This window comes from Acidithrix sp. C25, from assembly GCF_904848545.2.
In genome coordinates, this window is the sequence record NZ_CAJHCI020000010.1 from 452,400 (window position 1) to 468,235 (window position 15,836).

Annotated in this window: 14 protein-coding genes; 3 read left to right on the forward strand and 11 right to left on the reverse strand. The window is 48.1% G+C overall.

Translation table 11 applies throughout. The features are described from left to right. Positions 1-2: 2 nt before the first annotated feature. The 7 genes from ACIDITHRIX25_RS77700 to pheS form a co-directional block, all read right to left on the reverse strand. Positions 3-908, reverse strand: coding sequence for an ornithine carbamoyltransferase (locus tag ACIDITHRIX25_RS77700; RefSeq protein WP_201733157.1), 906 nt, complete (start codon positions 906-908; stop codon positions 3-5). Positions 909-1,175: 267 nt separating this feature from the next. Beyond that, a complete protein-coding gene (locus ACIDITHRIX25_RS77705) occupies positions 1,176-2,393 on the reverse strand; it encodes an aspartate aminotransferase family protein (protein ID WP_201733158.1) in 1,218 nt (405 codons plus the stop codon). 91 nt (positions 2,394-2,484) lie between these two features. Further along, entirely contained in the window at positions 2,485-3,354 is an 870-nt protein-coding gene (gene argB, locus ACIDITHRIX25_RS77710; protein WP_201733159.1) for an acetylglutamate kinase, read from the reverse strand. 232 nt (positions 3,355-3,586) lie between these two features. Further along, on the reverse strand, positions 3,587-4,759 hold the full coding sequence (gene argJ, locus ACIDITHRIX25_RS77715) for a bifunctional glutamate N-acetyltransferase/amino-acid acetyltransferase ArgJ (RefSeq protein WP_052606254.1): 1,173 nt from the start codon (positions 4,757-4,759) through the stop codon (positions 3,587-3,589). Further along, positions 4,756-5,844 (reverse strand): N-acetyl-gamma-glutamyl-phosphate reductase, encoded by a 1,089-nt coding sequence (argC, locus tag ACIDITHRIX25_RS77720; RefSeq protein WP_052606255.1) that lies wholly within the window; start codon positions 5,842-5,844, stop codon positions 4,756-4,758. The genes argJ and argC overlap by 4 nt, the downstream gene beginning before the upstream one ends. 49 nt (positions 5,845-5,893) lie before the next feature. Continuing rightward, positions 5,894-8,329: a phenylalanine--tRNA ligase subunit beta gene (gene pheT, locus ACIDITHRIX25_RS77725; protein WP_201733160.1), complete on the reverse strand. Its 2,436-nt coding sequence runs from the start codon at positions 8,327-8,329 to the stop codon at positions 5,894-5,896. A 188-nt stretch (positions 8,330-8,517) separates the two neighbouring features. Continuing rightward, positions 8,518-9,570, reverse strand: a complete 1,053-nt coding sequence (gene pheS, locus ACIDITHRIX25_RS77730) for a phenylalanine--tRNA ligase subunit alpha (protein ID WP_082058720.1) — start codon at positions 9,568-9,570, stop codon at positions 8,518-8,520. A 728-nt stretch (positions 9,571-10,298) separates the two neighbouring features. Between pheS and ACIDITHRIX25_RS77735 the strand changes: the two genes are divergently transcribed. Both ACIDITHRIX25_RS77735 and ACIDITHRIX25_RS77740 read left to right on the forward strand, forming a co-directional pair. Then, a complete protein-coding gene (locus ACIDITHRIX25_RS77735) occupies positions 10,299-11,183 on the forward strand; it encodes a YihY/virulence factor BrkB family protein (protein WP_152626070.1) in 885 nt (294 codons plus the stop codon). Further along, positions 11,180-11,368 (forward strand): hypothetical protein, encoded by a 189-nt coding sequence (locus ACIDITHRIX25_RS77740; RefSeq protein ID WP_152626071.1) that lies wholly within the window; start codon positions 11,180-11,182, stop codon positions 11,366-11,368. Before ACIDITHRIX25_RS77735 ends, ACIDITHRIX25_RS77740 begins: the two co-directional genes overlap by 4 nt. A gap of 1,353 nt (positions 11,369-12,721) precedes the next feature. On the opposite strand, the gene ACIDITHRIX25_RS77745 is transcribed toward ACIDITHRIX25_RS77740, so the two are convergent. The 4 genes from ACIDITHRIX25_RS77745 to infC all read right to left on the reverse strand — a co-directional run bounded on the left by ACIDITHRIX25_RS77745 (position 12,722) and on the right by infC (position 15,216). Next, the gene (locus ACIDITHRIX25_RS77745; RefSeq protein ID WP_052606258.1) at positions 12,722-13,519 is read right to left on the reverse strand and encodes a TrmH family RNA methyltransferase; all 798 of its coding nucleotides are present in this window, start codon (positions 13,517-13,519) and stop codon (positions 12,722-12,724) included. Between the two features lie 75 nt (positions 13,520-13,594). Beyond that, positions 13,595-13,963 carry a 50S ribosomal protein L20 gene (gene rplT / locus ACIDITHRIX25_RS77750; RefSeq protein ID WP_052606259.1) on the reverse strand — a complete coding sequence of 123 codons (369 nt, stop codon included), beginning with the start codon at positions 13,961-13,963 and terminating at the stop codon, positions 13,595-13,597. A gap of 136 nt (positions 13,964-14,099) precedes the next feature. Beyond that, positions 14,100-14,294 carry a 50S ribosomal protein L35 gene (rpmI, locus tag ACIDITHRIX25_RS77755; protein ID WP_052606260.1) on the reverse strand — a complete coding sequence of 65 codons (195 nt, stop codon included), beginning with the start codon at positions 14,292-14,294 and terminating at the stop codon, positions 14,100-14,102. A gap of 322 nt (positions 14,295-14,616) precedes the next feature. Next, positions 14,617-15,216 (reverse strand): translation initiation factor IF-3, encoded by a 600-nt coding sequence (infC, locus tag ACIDITHRIX25_RS77760; protein WP_082058721.1) that lies wholly within the window; start codon positions 15,214-15,216, stop codon positions 14,617-14,619. A 215-nt stretch (positions 15,217-15,431) separates the two neighbouring features. Between infC and ACIDITHRIX25_RS77765 the strand changes: the two genes are divergently transcribed. Further along, complete coding sequence (locus ACIDITHRIX25_RS77765; RefSeq protein WP_052606262.1) at positions 15,432-15,803, forward strand: hypothetical protein; 372 nt, start codon at positions 15,432-15,434, stop codon at positions 15,801-15,803. Positions 15,804-15,836: the final 33 nt, after the last annotated feature.

The window sequence follows — 15,836 nt, forward strand, 5'->3', positions numbered from 1 at the left end:
GACTACCTACTCAGGGTCATGCTAAGGACCCCTTTGAAGGCAGCCATCCGATTGGCTGCTTGTTTAAAGATTACCTTCGCGTAGCGCTCCATTACTTCGTTGGTGACCTCTTCGCCTCTATGTGCAGGCAGACAGTGCATATAAACCGCATCGGAATCCGCTTTGGCCATCATTGCACCATCAACCTTAAAACGCGGCTCAAAGGCTGCCCTGATCTCTTGGGCCCTTGCTTCATCTCCCATCGAAACCCAGGTGTCACCATAGACCACATGGGATCCGCTCACCGCATCAATTGGGTCGTCGTAAAAGGTTATCGGACCCAGTTCGATTAGGGAACGCTTGGTTTGCTCGTCAAAGTCGTACCCATCTGGAGATGCGATTGAGATCGAGGCGCCGATTTTGAGGGCAGCCTGGGCCAAAGAAAGTGCAACATTATTTGAATCACCCACATAAGCGATGCGAAGTAGCTCACGGTTGAACTTGGAATCAAATAAATCAGTGATGGTCAATAGATCTGCTACTGCTTGGCATGGATGAGCCTTATCAGATAGAAGATTTATTACGGGAACCGAAGAACCCAGATCAGAGATCGATCGAGCCATCCGTTGGAGCACCCGATGATCAAAGACGCGTGCCGCTATAACACTATGATATCCAATCAATGTCCTAGCGATATCTTCGGCCGACTCACGAACATCTATCCCTACCTCGGCGGCTTGGATGTAGACCGGATGGCCCCCTAGGGCAACGGTGGCCATCTCGGCGGAGTTTCGAGTACGTAGAGATGGCTTTTCAAAGATCAAAGCTACTCCTTTGCCTCGCAGGAGATTTGCATCTTCCTTCTTCGCCATCTCTAAGATCTCTTTTATTTGGTCTCCATCAAAAGAGTCAAAGTCTAAAAAATTCACTTTTCATCGCCTTTATAAAAAATCCACAAAACTCATCTAAATCCACTACGCCGACCCAATGCAAAAGCTTCAAAGACGGCCCACATACAACCAAATCATCCACAGACTCACTAACGCCACAGCTAAAGCCCTAAGCACTAAAACCCAGAGCACTAAAACCCAAAGCATCAAAGTCTCCAACCACGCCATCTGGAGCCTTGAAAGATAAGCGTCTTAGCGCCAGTAATTCACAGCAGCCATTAAGAGCGATGAGGGCCCTTTGATACCTTAGAGAAAGTCGATCGCGCTAGCAATTATCCCTAGTGCAATATCTATCTCTTGAGCTGTGACCAAAAGAGAAGGAGCAAGTCGAATGATGCTATCTCCAATTGGATTCACAATCAACCCAAGTTCCAAGCACCTCTTGGCCATCTTGGAGGCGTTTTGATCTCTAAGGCCAAACCCAATCAAAAGACCTTCACCTCGTACTAAAGAGATTCCTTCGATACGACTCAAACCCTTCTTTAGGTAGCTTCCCATCTCAATTGCACGCCTCACAACATCTTCTTCGATCATGGTGGTAATAGTCGCTAGGGCGCCAGCCATTGCTAATGGCGACCCACCAAATGTTGTCCCATGATCTCCAGGGGCGAAAGACTCCCAAATACCGTTCCTCGCCCAAAGGGCACCTACTGCAACGCCCGAGGCCATCGCCTTTGCCATGGTTACCATGTCAGGGGAAATTCCGCCTCGATGGTGATCAAACCAGTTTCCGCAACGCCCAAAGCCGCTTTGAACCTCATCGATAATCAATAGAACTCCATATTGACTAGTAAGTTCACGACAGAGCGCCAAATAGTCACGATGGAGTGGGATCACCCCTGCTTCGCCTTGAATCGTCTCGATAATCAGCGCCGCCACGGTAGGCCTGGAAAGAGCCTCCCTGAGTTGTTCGACGTCACCGGGTTCGATATGGGAAAAACCAGGGACTAGGGGCATAAAGGGAATCTGTTTGGAGACTTGACCCGTTGCGCTAAGTGCCCCATATGTCCGACCATGAAAGCTACCATTTAGGGCCACAATATCAGTTCTTTGTGGGCCACCATATCGCCGAGCCAACTTTAGTGCTGCCTCGTTGGCCTCAGCCCCTGAATTAGAAAAGATTACACGACCACCTTGGGCGTCATCTCCGGTAATTAGACGATCGATAAGATAGGCAGCCTTAGGACCGTTTTCATTTGCGAAGAAGTTCGAGGTGTGAATCAACTTGTGTGCTTGCGTTGCAATTGCATCGCTAACGCTCCTAGGACAGTGACCTAGCGAACAGACTGCAATTCCACCTAGAAAGTCCAGAACTGCGCTCTCGTCACTACGATAGAGCCAAGAACCCTCACCTCGAACAAAGGCATCGCGCGGTTCGCCGTAGTTTGCCATCAAATAGCTCTTAGTCCCCTCCATCGCATCGATGGTCTGAGAAAAGGCCAAAAGCTCTTCATAATCACTCAATTAAATCTCTTTTCTGTCCATGTCTAACCAATCGCTAATTTGGTCTCGACAATCTCTAAATGACGGCTTCACCTGCGACTTTCCCGCAGGATTATTTCACCACCATTGTTCCAATTCCATAGTCGGTGAAGATCTCAAGCAGCAGTGAATGTTCAAGGCGACCATCTAAGATATGGGCTGATCCAACTCCTACCTCAAGCGCCCCTAAACAGCTCTTTAGCTTTGGGATCATTCCATCGGCAATCGATGGACTTCCCAGAAGCTTGGCCAACTCAACTGAGTCGGTACGCCTGATCAGCGAAGATAGATCGGGGTAGTTGGAATATATCCCCTCAACGTTGGTCAGATAGATCAGCTTTTCTGCTCTAAGAGCTCCAGCAATGGCACCAGCTACAGTATCTGCATTGATGTTGTAGGCTTGGCCACTGTCATCTAGCGCAACTGTTGCTACCACCGGTATCAGCCCCTCATTTAGGAGCTTCAATAGGAGCTGTGGATCGACACTTTCAACTTGTCCCACAAAACCCAAGTCACCTCCAGCCGCGCTCACATTGATCAGACCGGCATCTCCACCGCTTAGGCCCACCGCAACCGGGGCCAGTTGATTGATTGCACCCACGATCTCTGGATTGATCTTTCCCAAAAGCACCATTCTGGCAACTTCGAGGGTCGCTAAATCTGTAACCCGAAGTCCCCCTACGAATTGGCTCGCAATTCCCAATCGACCTAACATCTCACCGATCTGTGGTCCTCCGCCATGGACGACAACAACTCTGATGCCAACTGACGATAGGGTGACGACGTCCTTGGCGAAGGAGACCAGGGCATCCTTTTCATCTGAGTCTGAGATCGCATTTCCGCCGTATTTGATTACAAAAGTAGCACCATGAAACCTTCTTATATAGGTCAGAGCCTCAATCAAAACACCAGATTTTAAAAGTGCATCATTAAATTCAACCAAGAGAACTCATTTCAAAACCACCCAACAATAAAAGAACTAGTAGGAAAGACGCTTCCTTCACCACCGAGACCAACTACCTCAAATAATCATCTTTGAACCAAAGTCGACCTGGCCATCCGCCTTGTTTTATGTACCAAGCATCGCAACTAACTAAATAAAAGAGCACTGGCCAAATTGCATCTAGTCAAGCCAGTCAAAATTGAAGTTAGGCGTTCACGTCCACCGGTGGGCGTTAGGAGGTCCTCATGTTTTCAGCTATGTATGCTGGCGATAGGTCAGCTGTGATGATTGAAGCTGACTCGATGCCACATGAGAGGTCCACTTCAAGATGAATCTCGCGCAAGGCCATCACCGCTGCCGTAGTAGAAGGATCAACCAGAATCTCTTCACCGTCGCTATAGAGCATTATCCCGCCGTATCTTATTGTGACTCGATCGATATCAAGGTCCACGCCAGCAGTGCCAACCTCGCTAATAATACGTCCCCAATAAGGATCCTCGCCAAAAAACGAACACTTGACCAAAGACGATTCCGCTATCTTGCGAGCAACAGCTAAGGCATCGTCGACGCTAGCTGCCTTAGTTACAGCCACCTCAATAAGTTTGGTTGCACCTTCGGCATCAAAGACGATTTGGCGAGCTAGGTCATAGCAGATCGAATATAACCCTTGGTAAAGCTCTCCTGCGCTTAGTGATCTTCCGCTTTTTCCTGAGGCCATTACAAAGACGGAATCATTCGTAGAGGTACAACCATCTATGGTGATTCGGTTGAAAGTAGCATCAACAGCCCGAAAGAGACCTTCGGCAAGGTCATCGCGATTTACTTGCGCATCAGTCGTAACCATGGCAAGCATCGTCGCCATATTAGGGGCGATCATCGCCGCACCTTTAGCGATCCCTCCGAATTTAACTCCATTTATCTCATAAGTCGAGGTCTTAGCGAAGGTGTCTGTGGTCATCATTGCCTCAGCCGCTAGGGTTCCGTCTTGAAGGGTAGCACCAAGGCTGTCTACCGCTCCTTCGAGACCGCCAATTAGCTTTTCCACCGGCATTTGAATTCCGATCAATCCGGTAGAAGCCACCATCAAAGAAGTCGGATCAACCCCCAAGAGTTCACCCAGGCGCTCGAGCGACCGCTTAGCCGCTTCATCTCCCCGCTTGCCGGTTGCAGCATTGGCATTTCCGCTGGTTAGCAAGACGCCAACCATCTCGCCTTTGCTCAGAGCTAAATTTGCCTTCGACAATTTGACCGGTGCCGCAGCAGATAAGTTTGTCGTGAAGGTGCCAGCGGAAACATATGGACGGCAGTCTTCGCTTACGACAAGAGCCATGTCAGCCTTATTGGACTCTTTTATGCCAGCAGAGACCCCTGATGCCCTAAAGCCACCTGGAAATGTAACACTCATGGATAAAAACTCACTTTCGATAAACCGGCATCCTCGGCTAGACCAAAGGCGATATTTGCCGCCTGTATAGCCTGACCAGCGGCGCCCTTAACCATATTGTCGATCGCAGCTAGAACTATGACCTTATTTGTCTGAGCGTCGTAACTGACCGAGACTAAGGCATTGTTAGTACCTAATGTGGATTTAGTTCGTGGGGAGACTCCTGGTGCCAATACCTCGACAAATTGATCTCCACTATAGAAGTCACTAAGGAGACCATTGAGATATCGACTTAGAAGAGATGACTTAGCAGTAATGTCGCTGACGTGGGAAAGGCCAAGCTCGCCCGCAACTTCGCCCGATAAATCGCCAAAACAAGTCGCCAATATTCCCCTTGTCATTGGGACCAGATGGGGTATGAACAAAACACTAGATCCTAAGTTTTGCTCAATCTCAGGGCGATGGCGATGGCCAAAAAGACCATAGGCCATCACATTTGAGTCAATCTCACTAAATAGATTCGCAACCGATGAGCCTCGCCCCGCCCCCGAGACGCCACTCACCGCTGAGATCACGACGTTGTTCGAATCGATGATCGACTGATCCAAAAATGGAAAGAGGGCTAAAGTCGAGGCAGTTACATAACATCCCGGCGCCGCTATCAACTTAGCCCCTATCAGCTGGGATCTATTTAATTCACAAAGGCCATAGACAGCTTCTTCAAGTAGCTTAGGCTCCGGGTGGACATAGCCATAGTAACTCTCATAAAGCGAGGGATCTTTGAGGCGAAAGTCAGCTGATAGGTCGATGACGCAGGAGACCTTATCGATAATTCGAGGCACGATCTTGGTTGCAGTATTATTTGGTAGTGCCAAAAAGGCGAGGTCGACTTGGTTGTGTTCGATAAAGTCACACAAACCATCGGTATCGAAGAGCACCATCTCACCAAAGCTTGAGGTCTCAAGGTGAGGATAGATCTCGCCTAGGGTAGCACCGGCATTTGCGCCACCCGATAGACCAACCACTTCAAAGCTGGGGTGCACCCCCAAGGATCTAATGAGTTCTGCACCACCATATCCTGATGCTCCAAAAATAACTGCTTTCACAAGAGTTAAATATACATCGCTATGAATTATTCACTGCGATGTATCATAACTAATCTCGCAATTTACCAAGTCCTGCACGCTCTACCTGGTCAATTAGGCCATTTCGCACAGCTCTGATCTCAGCATCGGTCAAAGTATGGTCAAAAGAAGCAACATTTATGCGATAGGTAAGAGATCGCGCATAGTCACGAAGAGCAGGGCCTTCATAAGCGTCAATCAGCTCGATGGTACTCGCGTAGCTCTTTAGCCCCTTTTGAATCTCTTTAGCCAGCATGTCTGCCAAGACCGCTCGCTCCACTCCAAAGGAGAGGTCAAACTCGGCCGAAGGAAATTGTGAAGGAGCTGGAACTACTTGGGTTGCAACCTCACCAAAGATCGTCTTATCTAAGTCCATCTCCATGTAGACAACCGGACTAGGCAAAGCCTCGCCAAGGATATCTTCAACCACAAAGGGGTTTATCTCGCCACAGACCCCAACCATCTCACCATCTCGCAAGATCGCTAGGGTATTGTTTGGGTGCATCCCGAAGTAACCAGCCTCCAACTGGCGAGCCACCTCTATCTCGCTGAGACGAACAACGCTCAGATTTTCTTCCACTCCGAAATGACTGATCAAATCAAGGTATAGATCATATCCCCAAATGCCCAAACCACTCTGTCGATAAAAGAGCCACGCTCCATGTTCACTTTCATCGGGCAGAGCTTGGTCATATTTGGGGTAAGAAAAGACCTTGCCTACTTCAAAGAGAGCTACAGTCTCCTCGCGACGTCGAACATTGGCTATTAGACCACGGAGCAAGCCTGCAAGCATAGAGCGTCTAAGAATTGACTCTTCTGCGACCATCGGGTTGGAGACAGAGAGTTCACGGCCGTAATCGCCCAGGCGGCGCTGTTCGTCCGGGCCAAGAAGGGTTGAACTCCATGCTTCATAAAATCCCTTTGCCACGCAAAATCCAACCAGCTCCCGCCTCTTTCTTTGCACCAGACTGAGTCCCCCAACATTTGGGACCAACAACTGGTGGCGTTGAATATTTGAATATCCAAAGTGGCGAGCAAACTCCTCAATCACATCTGCTTCAATGCGGACATCTGGTCGATTCGACGGCGGGGTTACCATAAGGGTCGCCTCGTTAGCCTCATCGATCTCAAAGCCCATTATCCCGAGCTTCTTTGCGACGATCGAGATAGGAATATCACTTCCAAGGAGAGCCACGATCCTCGATGGTCGCACCTCAATAACAGGAGCCACAAACTCGCCCCTAGCAATTGCAATTGAGGTAGGACTAGTACCTAATAGGAAGGAGAATCTCCCAAGTGCCAATTGACCAATGAGTGGATCCACGCCTCTTTCAAAGCGCGCCGAAGCCTCACTTCTAAGACCCAGGCGCTTGGATGTCTTAGCAATCAAGTCGCTCCTAAAGTGAGCAATCTCTAAGATCACCTCATCGGTAGTGCTGGCAATCTCACTTGAGTGACCACCCATGATTCCAGCGATTCCAACGACGCTGTCATTTGAGTCGGCAATCACTAGGTCAAGCGGCTCCTCTGAGCCTCGTCTTGGTTCAGCTAAAGTCCGCACCACTCCGTCAAGGGTCACAATCTCTTCTTTTGGCTTGGCTGAACGAACCACTAAAGACGACGATGGCAAAAGAGTCAAATCATATGGGTGCGTGGGTTGTCCAACTTCCAACATCACATAGTTGGAGACGTCGACTACGGGCGAGATCGAACGCATCCCAGCAAGCTCAAGGCGACGAGCTACATATGGTGGTGCCTCCAAAAGTGAAGTCCCCTCGAAGTTCGCAATAATCAACGAGGTAGCGCCTTCTCCAAGTACCCCATCATCAAGGGGTTTGACCTCAACCGAGCTAAGGTCGGCCACCTCAGGCCCACTAAAGTCAAGGCCAAAATAACAAGCTAGCTCTCGGGCTACCCCAATGTGAGAATTAGCGTCTGGCCTATTGGCTTCGATCGCCAAATCAAAGACCACCTCTGGGGTGATTCCCAAGGCTTGAGTGACTTCTAATCCAGGTGCCAATGAAGGATCTAAGATCATCAACCCATCTAGATCGAGACCAAGGCCAAGCTCCTTGGCCGAGCAAAGCATCCCGTTAGAGGCTACGCCCTTCATCTTACGTGGCGAAATTGCAAAGTCACCAGGAAGCACAACGCCCGGACGAGCTAGAGGAACTTGATCACCAACGCCAAAGTTAAAAGCTCCACAGACGATCTGTTCGGTTTCGCTTCGACCGGCGTCCACTACAATTCGCCGGATCCTATCAGCACCCTCTATCGAATGAACCTCAAGAACTCTGGCAACGACAACGCCATCTAAATTAAATCCGCTACGCTCTACGCCCTCTACCACCAGGCCAAGGGAGTTCATCGCCTCCACCATGATCGAAACGACGTCACCTTGCTCGCTAGAATTCGAAAGCGAGTTGAAGTCTGCGAATTCATTCAACCACGAAAGTACTACACGCATCTAAGTTGATCTTTCACTAATTATTGAAGAGATATGGCCAACGTCGATTCGAATGAGAAATTCTAAATCTCAGTTGGCATCAAAAGGGCTAGAAAAATATGGAATGGGGTAAATTTACGCCCTTTTAGGGGCAGTGGCTTATAAAAATTTCGCGATAGCGTCCTTTATGGCGGCCATGCAAACGCCAATCAAGCACGCGAGAGGTAGCGAAGGTCATTCTCAGTAAGGATTCTCATATCTGGAATCTCATATCGCATCTGGGTTAAGCGATCAATCCCAAAGCCAAAGGCAAAACCTGAATAGACCTCCGAATCGATCCCTACTGCTGAAAACACATTCGGATGAACCATTCCACAGCCCCCGAGCTCAATCCAGCCAGTTGACGAGCATGTGCGACAGCCACTTCCGCGACAGATCGTACAAGTAACCTCAAATTCAGCAGATGGTTCTGTAAAGGGAAAGTAAGCCGGACGAAGGCGAGATTTTATGTCAGGTCCAAAATACGATTGTGTAAAGGCTTCAATCGTGCCTGCGAGATGGCCAAAGTTTATACCCCTGTCAACAACCAGTCCCTCGATCTGGTGGAAACCAACAGTATGTCGCGCATCAGCGGTGTCACGTCGAAAGACCCTGCCTGGCATAATCGCATAGATCGGAAGTGATTGGTTCTGCATCACCCGTATCTGAACTGGCGAAGTGTGGGTTCGTAGCAGTACCGAATTATCTGCTCCATAATTTAGGTAAAAGCTATCTTGACCATCACGAGCTGGATGGAACTTAGGTATATTGAGTGCCTCAAAGTTATACCACTCTGATTCAACCTCTGGTCCTTCTTCAACGCTAAAGCCCATGCCAATAAAGGTATCTTCAAGCTGCATCCGAGTACGAGTCACCAAGTGACTACGGGCTGAGGAGATACGGTCTCGTCCTGGCCGCGCCGTTGGGTCACTAAAAGATGACGCTAAGACCATTGAGCGCTCTCGATTGACGAGATCGGGTCGCGCCTCTGCCACGACACGGTCGATTCGATCTCGAAGTTCGTTTATTATCTCGCCAGCCTTTGGCCGAAGAGAGGCCTCAAGACCCCCGAGTTGTCGGTATATGCCCGCAACCTTACCCTTTTTACCGGTAAAGTCCGAGGCGAGAAGGTCTAGGTCACCGACAGATTCAACCTTAATAAAACGTGAATCAAATTCTGTGGAAAGCTGCTTTACCAAATCTTGAAGTTGATCAATATCCATATAATCCTAATTCCACGACGCCTAAAACTCTAGAAAGATAGCCTAACCGGGCACGGATCCAAAATTTGACATTCAAATCGGTAGATACAACATTGCTAAAAGATTGCCAAAATTGACCACCACGAGAGATCCAGTCACCGCCTAATGGGTTAGTCATCTGACGGGTTGATCATCGCCAGGATAATTGCCAAAGTAAAAGTGAGCCACCTAAAGCAAATCGATACTCTTTTTTCAACAGAGCGTTTTTGGGTCGTATCATTTTTCGACGTGGCATCTTTTGACGTGGCATCTTTTGAGGTGGCATCTTTTGAGGTGGCACAACATAGCCAAGCAACAAGTTAGCACTCAGGTCCAGTTGACTTGCCTTCGATCAGCTAACCTTATGGTAAGGGCCACATTTTGAATTAAGGACGGCGTCGCAATTCGTGATCACCCCGCTAAATCGATGAAAACTTCAACGCTATAGAACCTACCTGTTTAAAAACGAGATATTCACCTTCGTGTACAACCACAAAGCTTCATGGGTCATATAAATGAGATCCCTAGGATTGCTTGGCACCTTTGATAATCAGCTAATAGCAGCAATCATCTACTTCAAAATCCACATCGACTAGGGTGGTTTGAAACTGACTCCAAGCAAAGAAACTTTCGTGAAAATCTCCTCTTTAATCCCATCGCTTGTCAAGCTAATCGATTCCATCCAACGAAAAAACAAAGTCGCTTCATTTATGGTTGCGGTGTATATAAAATCCTCGAGAGATCGAGTCTCTTCGATGGCTGCGCTCTTTGCCTATTATGCCCTCTTTGCGATTATCCCACTATTAATCCTTCTTGTGGGCCTCTTGGGGATCTTTACGACCCACAACAGTTCCCTCAAAGAAACGGTCCTAAATTCAGCTTTAGCGAACTTCCCAATCATTGGCGCCCAGATTAAATCCAACATTCACGTACTGGTGATTGGAACTATCAGCTCGATCGTCTCGGTCGTAACATTAGCCTCAGCTACGAAAGGGCTATCCTCCATCGCCATGCGATCAATGCAGGACATCTGGTACGTGGTACCAGCCGAGCGCGGAGGCTTTGCACCCCAACTTGGCAGAAAGATCCTATGGAGCTTAGTGATTGGAATTGGATCAATAGCATCGACAACCCTAGCTGCTTATTCATCAAGATTCTTGATAATTTCAATCCTCATCGCCGCCCTAATCAACATAGCAATGTTCATCTTGGCTACAAATATCTGCTTACCTAAGTCGATTGGCATTCGTAAGATCTGGCGCGGTGCTGTTGCAGGAGCAATCGTCTGGCAGATCCTTCAGTTCTTTGGCTCTTCGATCGTCTCTCATCAACTCTCAAAGGCAAGCGCTCTATATGGCTTCTTTGGGATCGTAATCGGGCTTTTAACATGGGTTTATCTGATCAGCTACGTCACGTTAATCACTGCACAGATCGACGTCGTATTTGAGCTCAAACTTTGGCCAAGATCGTTGGATCGATCTAACCCAACCACAGCCGACCTAGCTGCTCAAAAGCTACAAAACAAGGCAAATGTCATCTACACAAACCAAACCCTAGAGTCGACACCCGCACCAAAATCTATAAATGGGAGATGAAAAACCAACGGCCCTACCATGCGCCCGTTACAAACTTTCAATTCACCCAACCGTTCAGAGTCGAACCCGGAACTACTACAAATCCACATACGACAACAGAGCTATCTCCTGCCACCCAGATCAAAGAAGGTTACCACTTCGATAACCACGACAACCTCGACAGTTCGCCGCTCACCAAAGTTTAAACCCAATTAGTCAAAATCCAATTAATCGTGCCCTCGGTTGGCACTTCGTCACCCAGGGCATCGCCTTGAATGAAACGGCGCTCACGAGCGTACCGTGGGCCTCGCCACGACACCATCACAGACAGGCAACACCTCTGCTAAAGCAACACTTGGGTCTATAAAAGAATCCAATAAGGTACTGACGTAGAGAGGTACCTGCCTAGATTTTCGAAAATCAAATGACATCGACCGACGTGTTAGTCCCACACGGCAATAAAAGCACACTTATGGTCGAACTAGGACTGGAGGTTCTTGAGGGAATACGAGCGCTACAGATGGCTTTCGCTGCGCTTCTTCTGGATTACTAGCAACCTGAATCGCCACGCGGGTTGCGAAGTCAACTTTCAAATCATAAACTTAAGGATACGTTTCTTGGTACTGTTCTAAGAGAAAGTCGCGAGTCCCAGAGGGCCAGCCCGAGGATGCCAAGTGGTATCGTCTAGGACGGGAGCCGGGACCCGCGCATTTATTGAATCAAATTCGCGCCAAAGTAAATAGCTTTCCCTGCCACTCCTCCTTATTGGAGTCGGTCGAAATAGCCCTTAAGTACTCAGAAAAAACTCGTACAATCCCACAAACTGCTCCAACCAACCGAAATAATGGATCCTTCTTTGCGTGTCAGCCATAGGTAAGCTATCCAGAATCGTAAAGATTGTTTAGCCCATCAAGAATCGTTACCCCGTCGCGTCCATCCTCTCCTTGGCCTCGACTCTCCTTCCACAGCTTCGCAATCCTTCATGGAAGATTGCCGGAGCAATCGTGGTAAATCCGCTGGATCGCGCCACAATAAGAGGACGCCGTCCATTAGCGATTCCAGGAGTTCAAAACCGGGGCAGGTGATCTATATCAACGATGCACCAAGGCAACTGAATCTAACCAAAATTGAGAGTTGCATTTGGCATCTCTCAATTTCCACCAAATCTACCTTAGTACTTCGTTACAATTAAAAGCTGAGTGGAGCCACTGGCTCAGACGTGTTAGGGCCATTGTGGTCAAGCGTATCCAAATAAGCCTCGAAAGAAATTGCAAGTGATCAAGTCCATCTGCGCCTGGTAGTGGTAGCGGTAATAGCATCGCCCACAAGAAACCTCACGACTTCAAGAAAACTTGCCGAACAGTACCTGCTAGCTGGCTAAACGGCAGATTCTCATTTGTTATCACAAATTGACGCTGTCGTTTGGACCGGCCATCGCATCGCAGAAAAGGGAGTTAATCACACTATTACCAGGAATAAAAAGTAGTTAGAATCAGCAGGCAGAAGTCCGCTATCAGGGTATGTCAATTCAGAAAAGATCAATCATCATATATAGTTCGCTATATCAAACCGACAAAACCACGTTGTCTGGCTGACTCAAAGAGTAATAGCGTTGCTGCCATCGAAGCATTCAGAGACTCGAGACTAGGGGCGGTTGGAATTCGAACCATCTTATCGCAGCGGTCCTCAACCTCTTTGGTAATTCCAAAGGCCTCGTTGCCAATTACAATCGCTACATTTGCAGAGAGTTGTGCATCAACATATGAAAGTTGCGAGCCAAGGCTAGTCCCGTAGATCTCATATCCTCGATTGGAAATCTCCGCCAAAGTGTCGTCTTTATCAACGGCAACGGTGACGTCCACAAAAAATATGGAACCAACAGAAGAACGAACAACCTTGGGGTTATAAGGGTCGACACAACCTGGGAGAAAGACGATCTCACGGATACCCGAGGCATGCGCTGATCTAATTATGGTACCTGCGTTGCCAGGGTCTCGAATCTCATCTAACACAAGTATTGGCAATGTGGTACTAGATGATGGAGTTCGCCTGGTCTCCATTGGAGCCACCGCAACGACAGGTTGGGCATTCGAGAGATCCAATATCGCCTCTAGGAGACCGCTCTCAACTTCAAAGACGGAGATCCCTCGCTCAAAAGAGTCGGTAATCAAAGGAAAATGGCTCTGATTTAGATCGCAGGAGTAATAGACACCCTCTAGATCGATTCCCGATCGAAGTGCTGCCTCAAGGCAATTAGGGCCCTCAAGGACAAATGCTCTCTCAGAAAGACGGAAGCTGGCCTTGGAGACCAGCTTCCTCAATCTCTTTATACGTTCGCTTCGCCCGCTCAAACGCATGGCTTACCCAAACGACCTAGTCGTCAGAGAAACCAAAACGAAATAAGACGAAAGGCAATAGTAAAGCAACTGTCTCTAAGCTTCTTTAGCGGCTAAGGCTTCTTTGGCTACACTAGCGATCTGGGCAAAGGTGTCGCCATCGGTGACAGCTAGCTCTGCGAGCACTCGCCTATCCAAATCAATCTCCGCTAACTTTAGCCCTGCGATCAACTGAGAGTAGCTGATGCCATTCAAACGCGCTGCTGCATTGATCCTTTGAATCCACAAGCGACGAAAATCACCCTTTCGCGCGCGACGGTCGCGATATGAGTACTGCAAAGCGTGCATGACTGCTTCGTTTGCTGACCTAAAACTCTTTGACCGATTACCGTAGTAACCTTTAGCGGACTCTAATACTGCTTTATGGTTTTTCTTGGCGTGAACGCCACGTTTTACTCGAGCCACTTGTCCTACCTTTCCTCAAAACTAATCGCACCTAACCATCAATGAAAGATGCACAAACCAAAATACGATCTATCGCATTCTCCTGTAAGACCTATAAAACCAAGATCTATAAATCCGCGACCGATAACCGGCTCTGTTAGAGACCTAGCATTCGACGGATTTGTCGAGCCTGGCCGCCAGTAACTTCAGCATCTTGTGCCAAGCGCCTTGTCCTTGTTGAGGACTTCTTCTCGAGCAAATGCGCTCGATAAGACTTGCGCCTTGTAATCTTTCCGGTAGAAGTCACTTTAAAGCGCTTCTTCGCACCGGTATCAGTCTTCATCTTTGGCATAACTATGCTCCCATCTCATTTATCTAAAAACTTCTCGTACCCTAGGCATTCGTCCACGGCAATCAAGTATCCAAAACTAAAAGTACCCCAACTGGTGCCAAGGCGAAACAGCGGCCGGTCAAAAAGAAAACACGACCTCTAGCAAAACACCAAAAGTAACTGCATCAACTTTAGCGCACCAAACAATAAACTTTTTTGGGCTTTAGGGACACAAATAACCATCGACCCGAGTCAAAGAATCAGGCAAGTATCAGCTTTTCAACATAGTCTTACCAGTAACCTTGGGACTGTCAGAATAGACAGTGCCTCTCGGCAATCCTAACTAAATATCACCATCGGCGATAATGTTAGGATGATCATCCCCGCTGTCGCTACGAGTAGCTACAGGTTTTACTGGTGACTTACGCTCGGGTGCTAAAACCAAAATCATGTTCTTCCCGTCAAGCTTCGCCGCAGCCTCAACCTTGGCGATTCCGGCGGTCTTCACTTCGATCTTATCGAGAATCGACTTACCGAGCTCTGGATGAAATACTTCTCGTCCTCTAAACATCACAGTAATTTTGACTTTATGGCCCTCACCTAGAAACTTGATAACCTGTCGGGTCTTAGTGTCAAAATCTCCGATGCCAATCTTTGGACGGTACTTCATCTCTTTTAGCTGCGAGCTTACCGACTTGCGCCTTGAATCTCTAGCCTTTTGAGCGCTATCAAACTTGAATTTGCCATAGTCCATTATTCGACAAACTGGAGGCATTGCATTAGGTGCCACCTCCACCAAGTCAAGGTCCATGGTCTTGGCAAGATCTATAGCCTCGGCCACAGATTTAATGCCTAGCTGATTTCCTTCTTGATCGACGAGTCGAACTTCTCGCGCGCGAATCCTCTCGTTTGTACGAGGTTCACCTGGTGTTGCAGTTGCTATCTAACATCACTCCCTAAGTATGAAAAATTCAAACCAAAATCGACATCACTAAAAAAGAGACACTCGATCGGTACTAAATTAAAAATTACAACAAATTGGCTCAATAAATCAAGCGAACTCTATGCCGAACTGAGTCGAGCCCGATGAAATAAGATTCATCAAGGCGGCAGCCGAAGCTAGCACTTGCAAAGAATAGTGCTATTAGTCTATCGGTAATGAGTACGCTTTGGACACCTGATGGTGAATACACCCCGAAAACAGAACAAAATGAAACCCCGGCGCCACAGCAAATGGGAGATTTGAAGAATGCCGAGGAAAAAAAGGACGAAACACAGGAGCTGGCAGATCAAATTAGAAAAGCCGATCCAGCGGTAATCGTGGCAAATCACTGCTATGGCCTCTTCGAACTTGCCGCAATACACCTTTCAGATCAGCCACCAAATCTAATTGGCGCATCTCTTGCCATTGACGCACTAGCTGGTATTGTAACCTCACTTGAAGGTAGACTTGGAGAATACGAGCCAGAACTAACTGATGCCCTAGCACAGCTTCGCCTAGCATTTATCCAGATGTCTTCGCTCCAGTAGCGATTCCACGGAGCTGCTAATACCTAATAGATC

Excerpts from the sequence above, each read along its gene's own strand:
- argJ (WP_052606254.1), bottom strand. The coding sequence starts at position 4,759 with ATGAGTGTTACATTTCCAGGTGGCTTTAGGGCATCAGGGGTCTCTGCT.
- pheT (WP_201733160.1), bottom strand. The coding sequence starts at position 8,329 with ATGCGTGTAGTACTTTCGTGGTTGAATGAATTCGCAGACTTCAACTCG.
- pheS (WP_082058720.1), bottom strand. The coding sequence starts at position 9,570 with ATGGATATTGATCAACTTCAAGATTTGGTAAAGCAGCTTTCCACAGAA.
- ACIDITHRIX25_RS77735 (WP_152626070.1), top strand. The coding sequence starts at position 10,299 with ATGGTTGCGGTGTATATAAAATCCTCGAGAGATCGAGTCTCTTCGATG.
- ACIDITHRIX25_RS77740 (WP_152626071.1), top strand. The coding sequence starts at position 11,180 with ATGAAAAACCAACGGCCCTACCATGCGCCCGTTACAAACTTTCAATTC.
- ACIDITHRIX25_RS77745 (WP_052606258.1), bottom strand. The coding sequence starts at position 13,519 with ATGCGTTTGAGCGGGCGAAGCGAACGTATAAAGAGATTGAGGAAGCTG.
- rpmI (WP_052606260.1), bottom strand. The coding sequence starts at position 14,294 with ATGCCAAAGATGAAGACTGATACCGGTGCGAAGAAGCGCTTTAAAGTG.
- ACIDITHRIX25_RS77765 (WP_052606262.1), top strand. The coding sequence starts at position 15,432 with ATGAGTACGCTTTGGACACCTGATGGTGAATACACCCCGAAAACAGAA.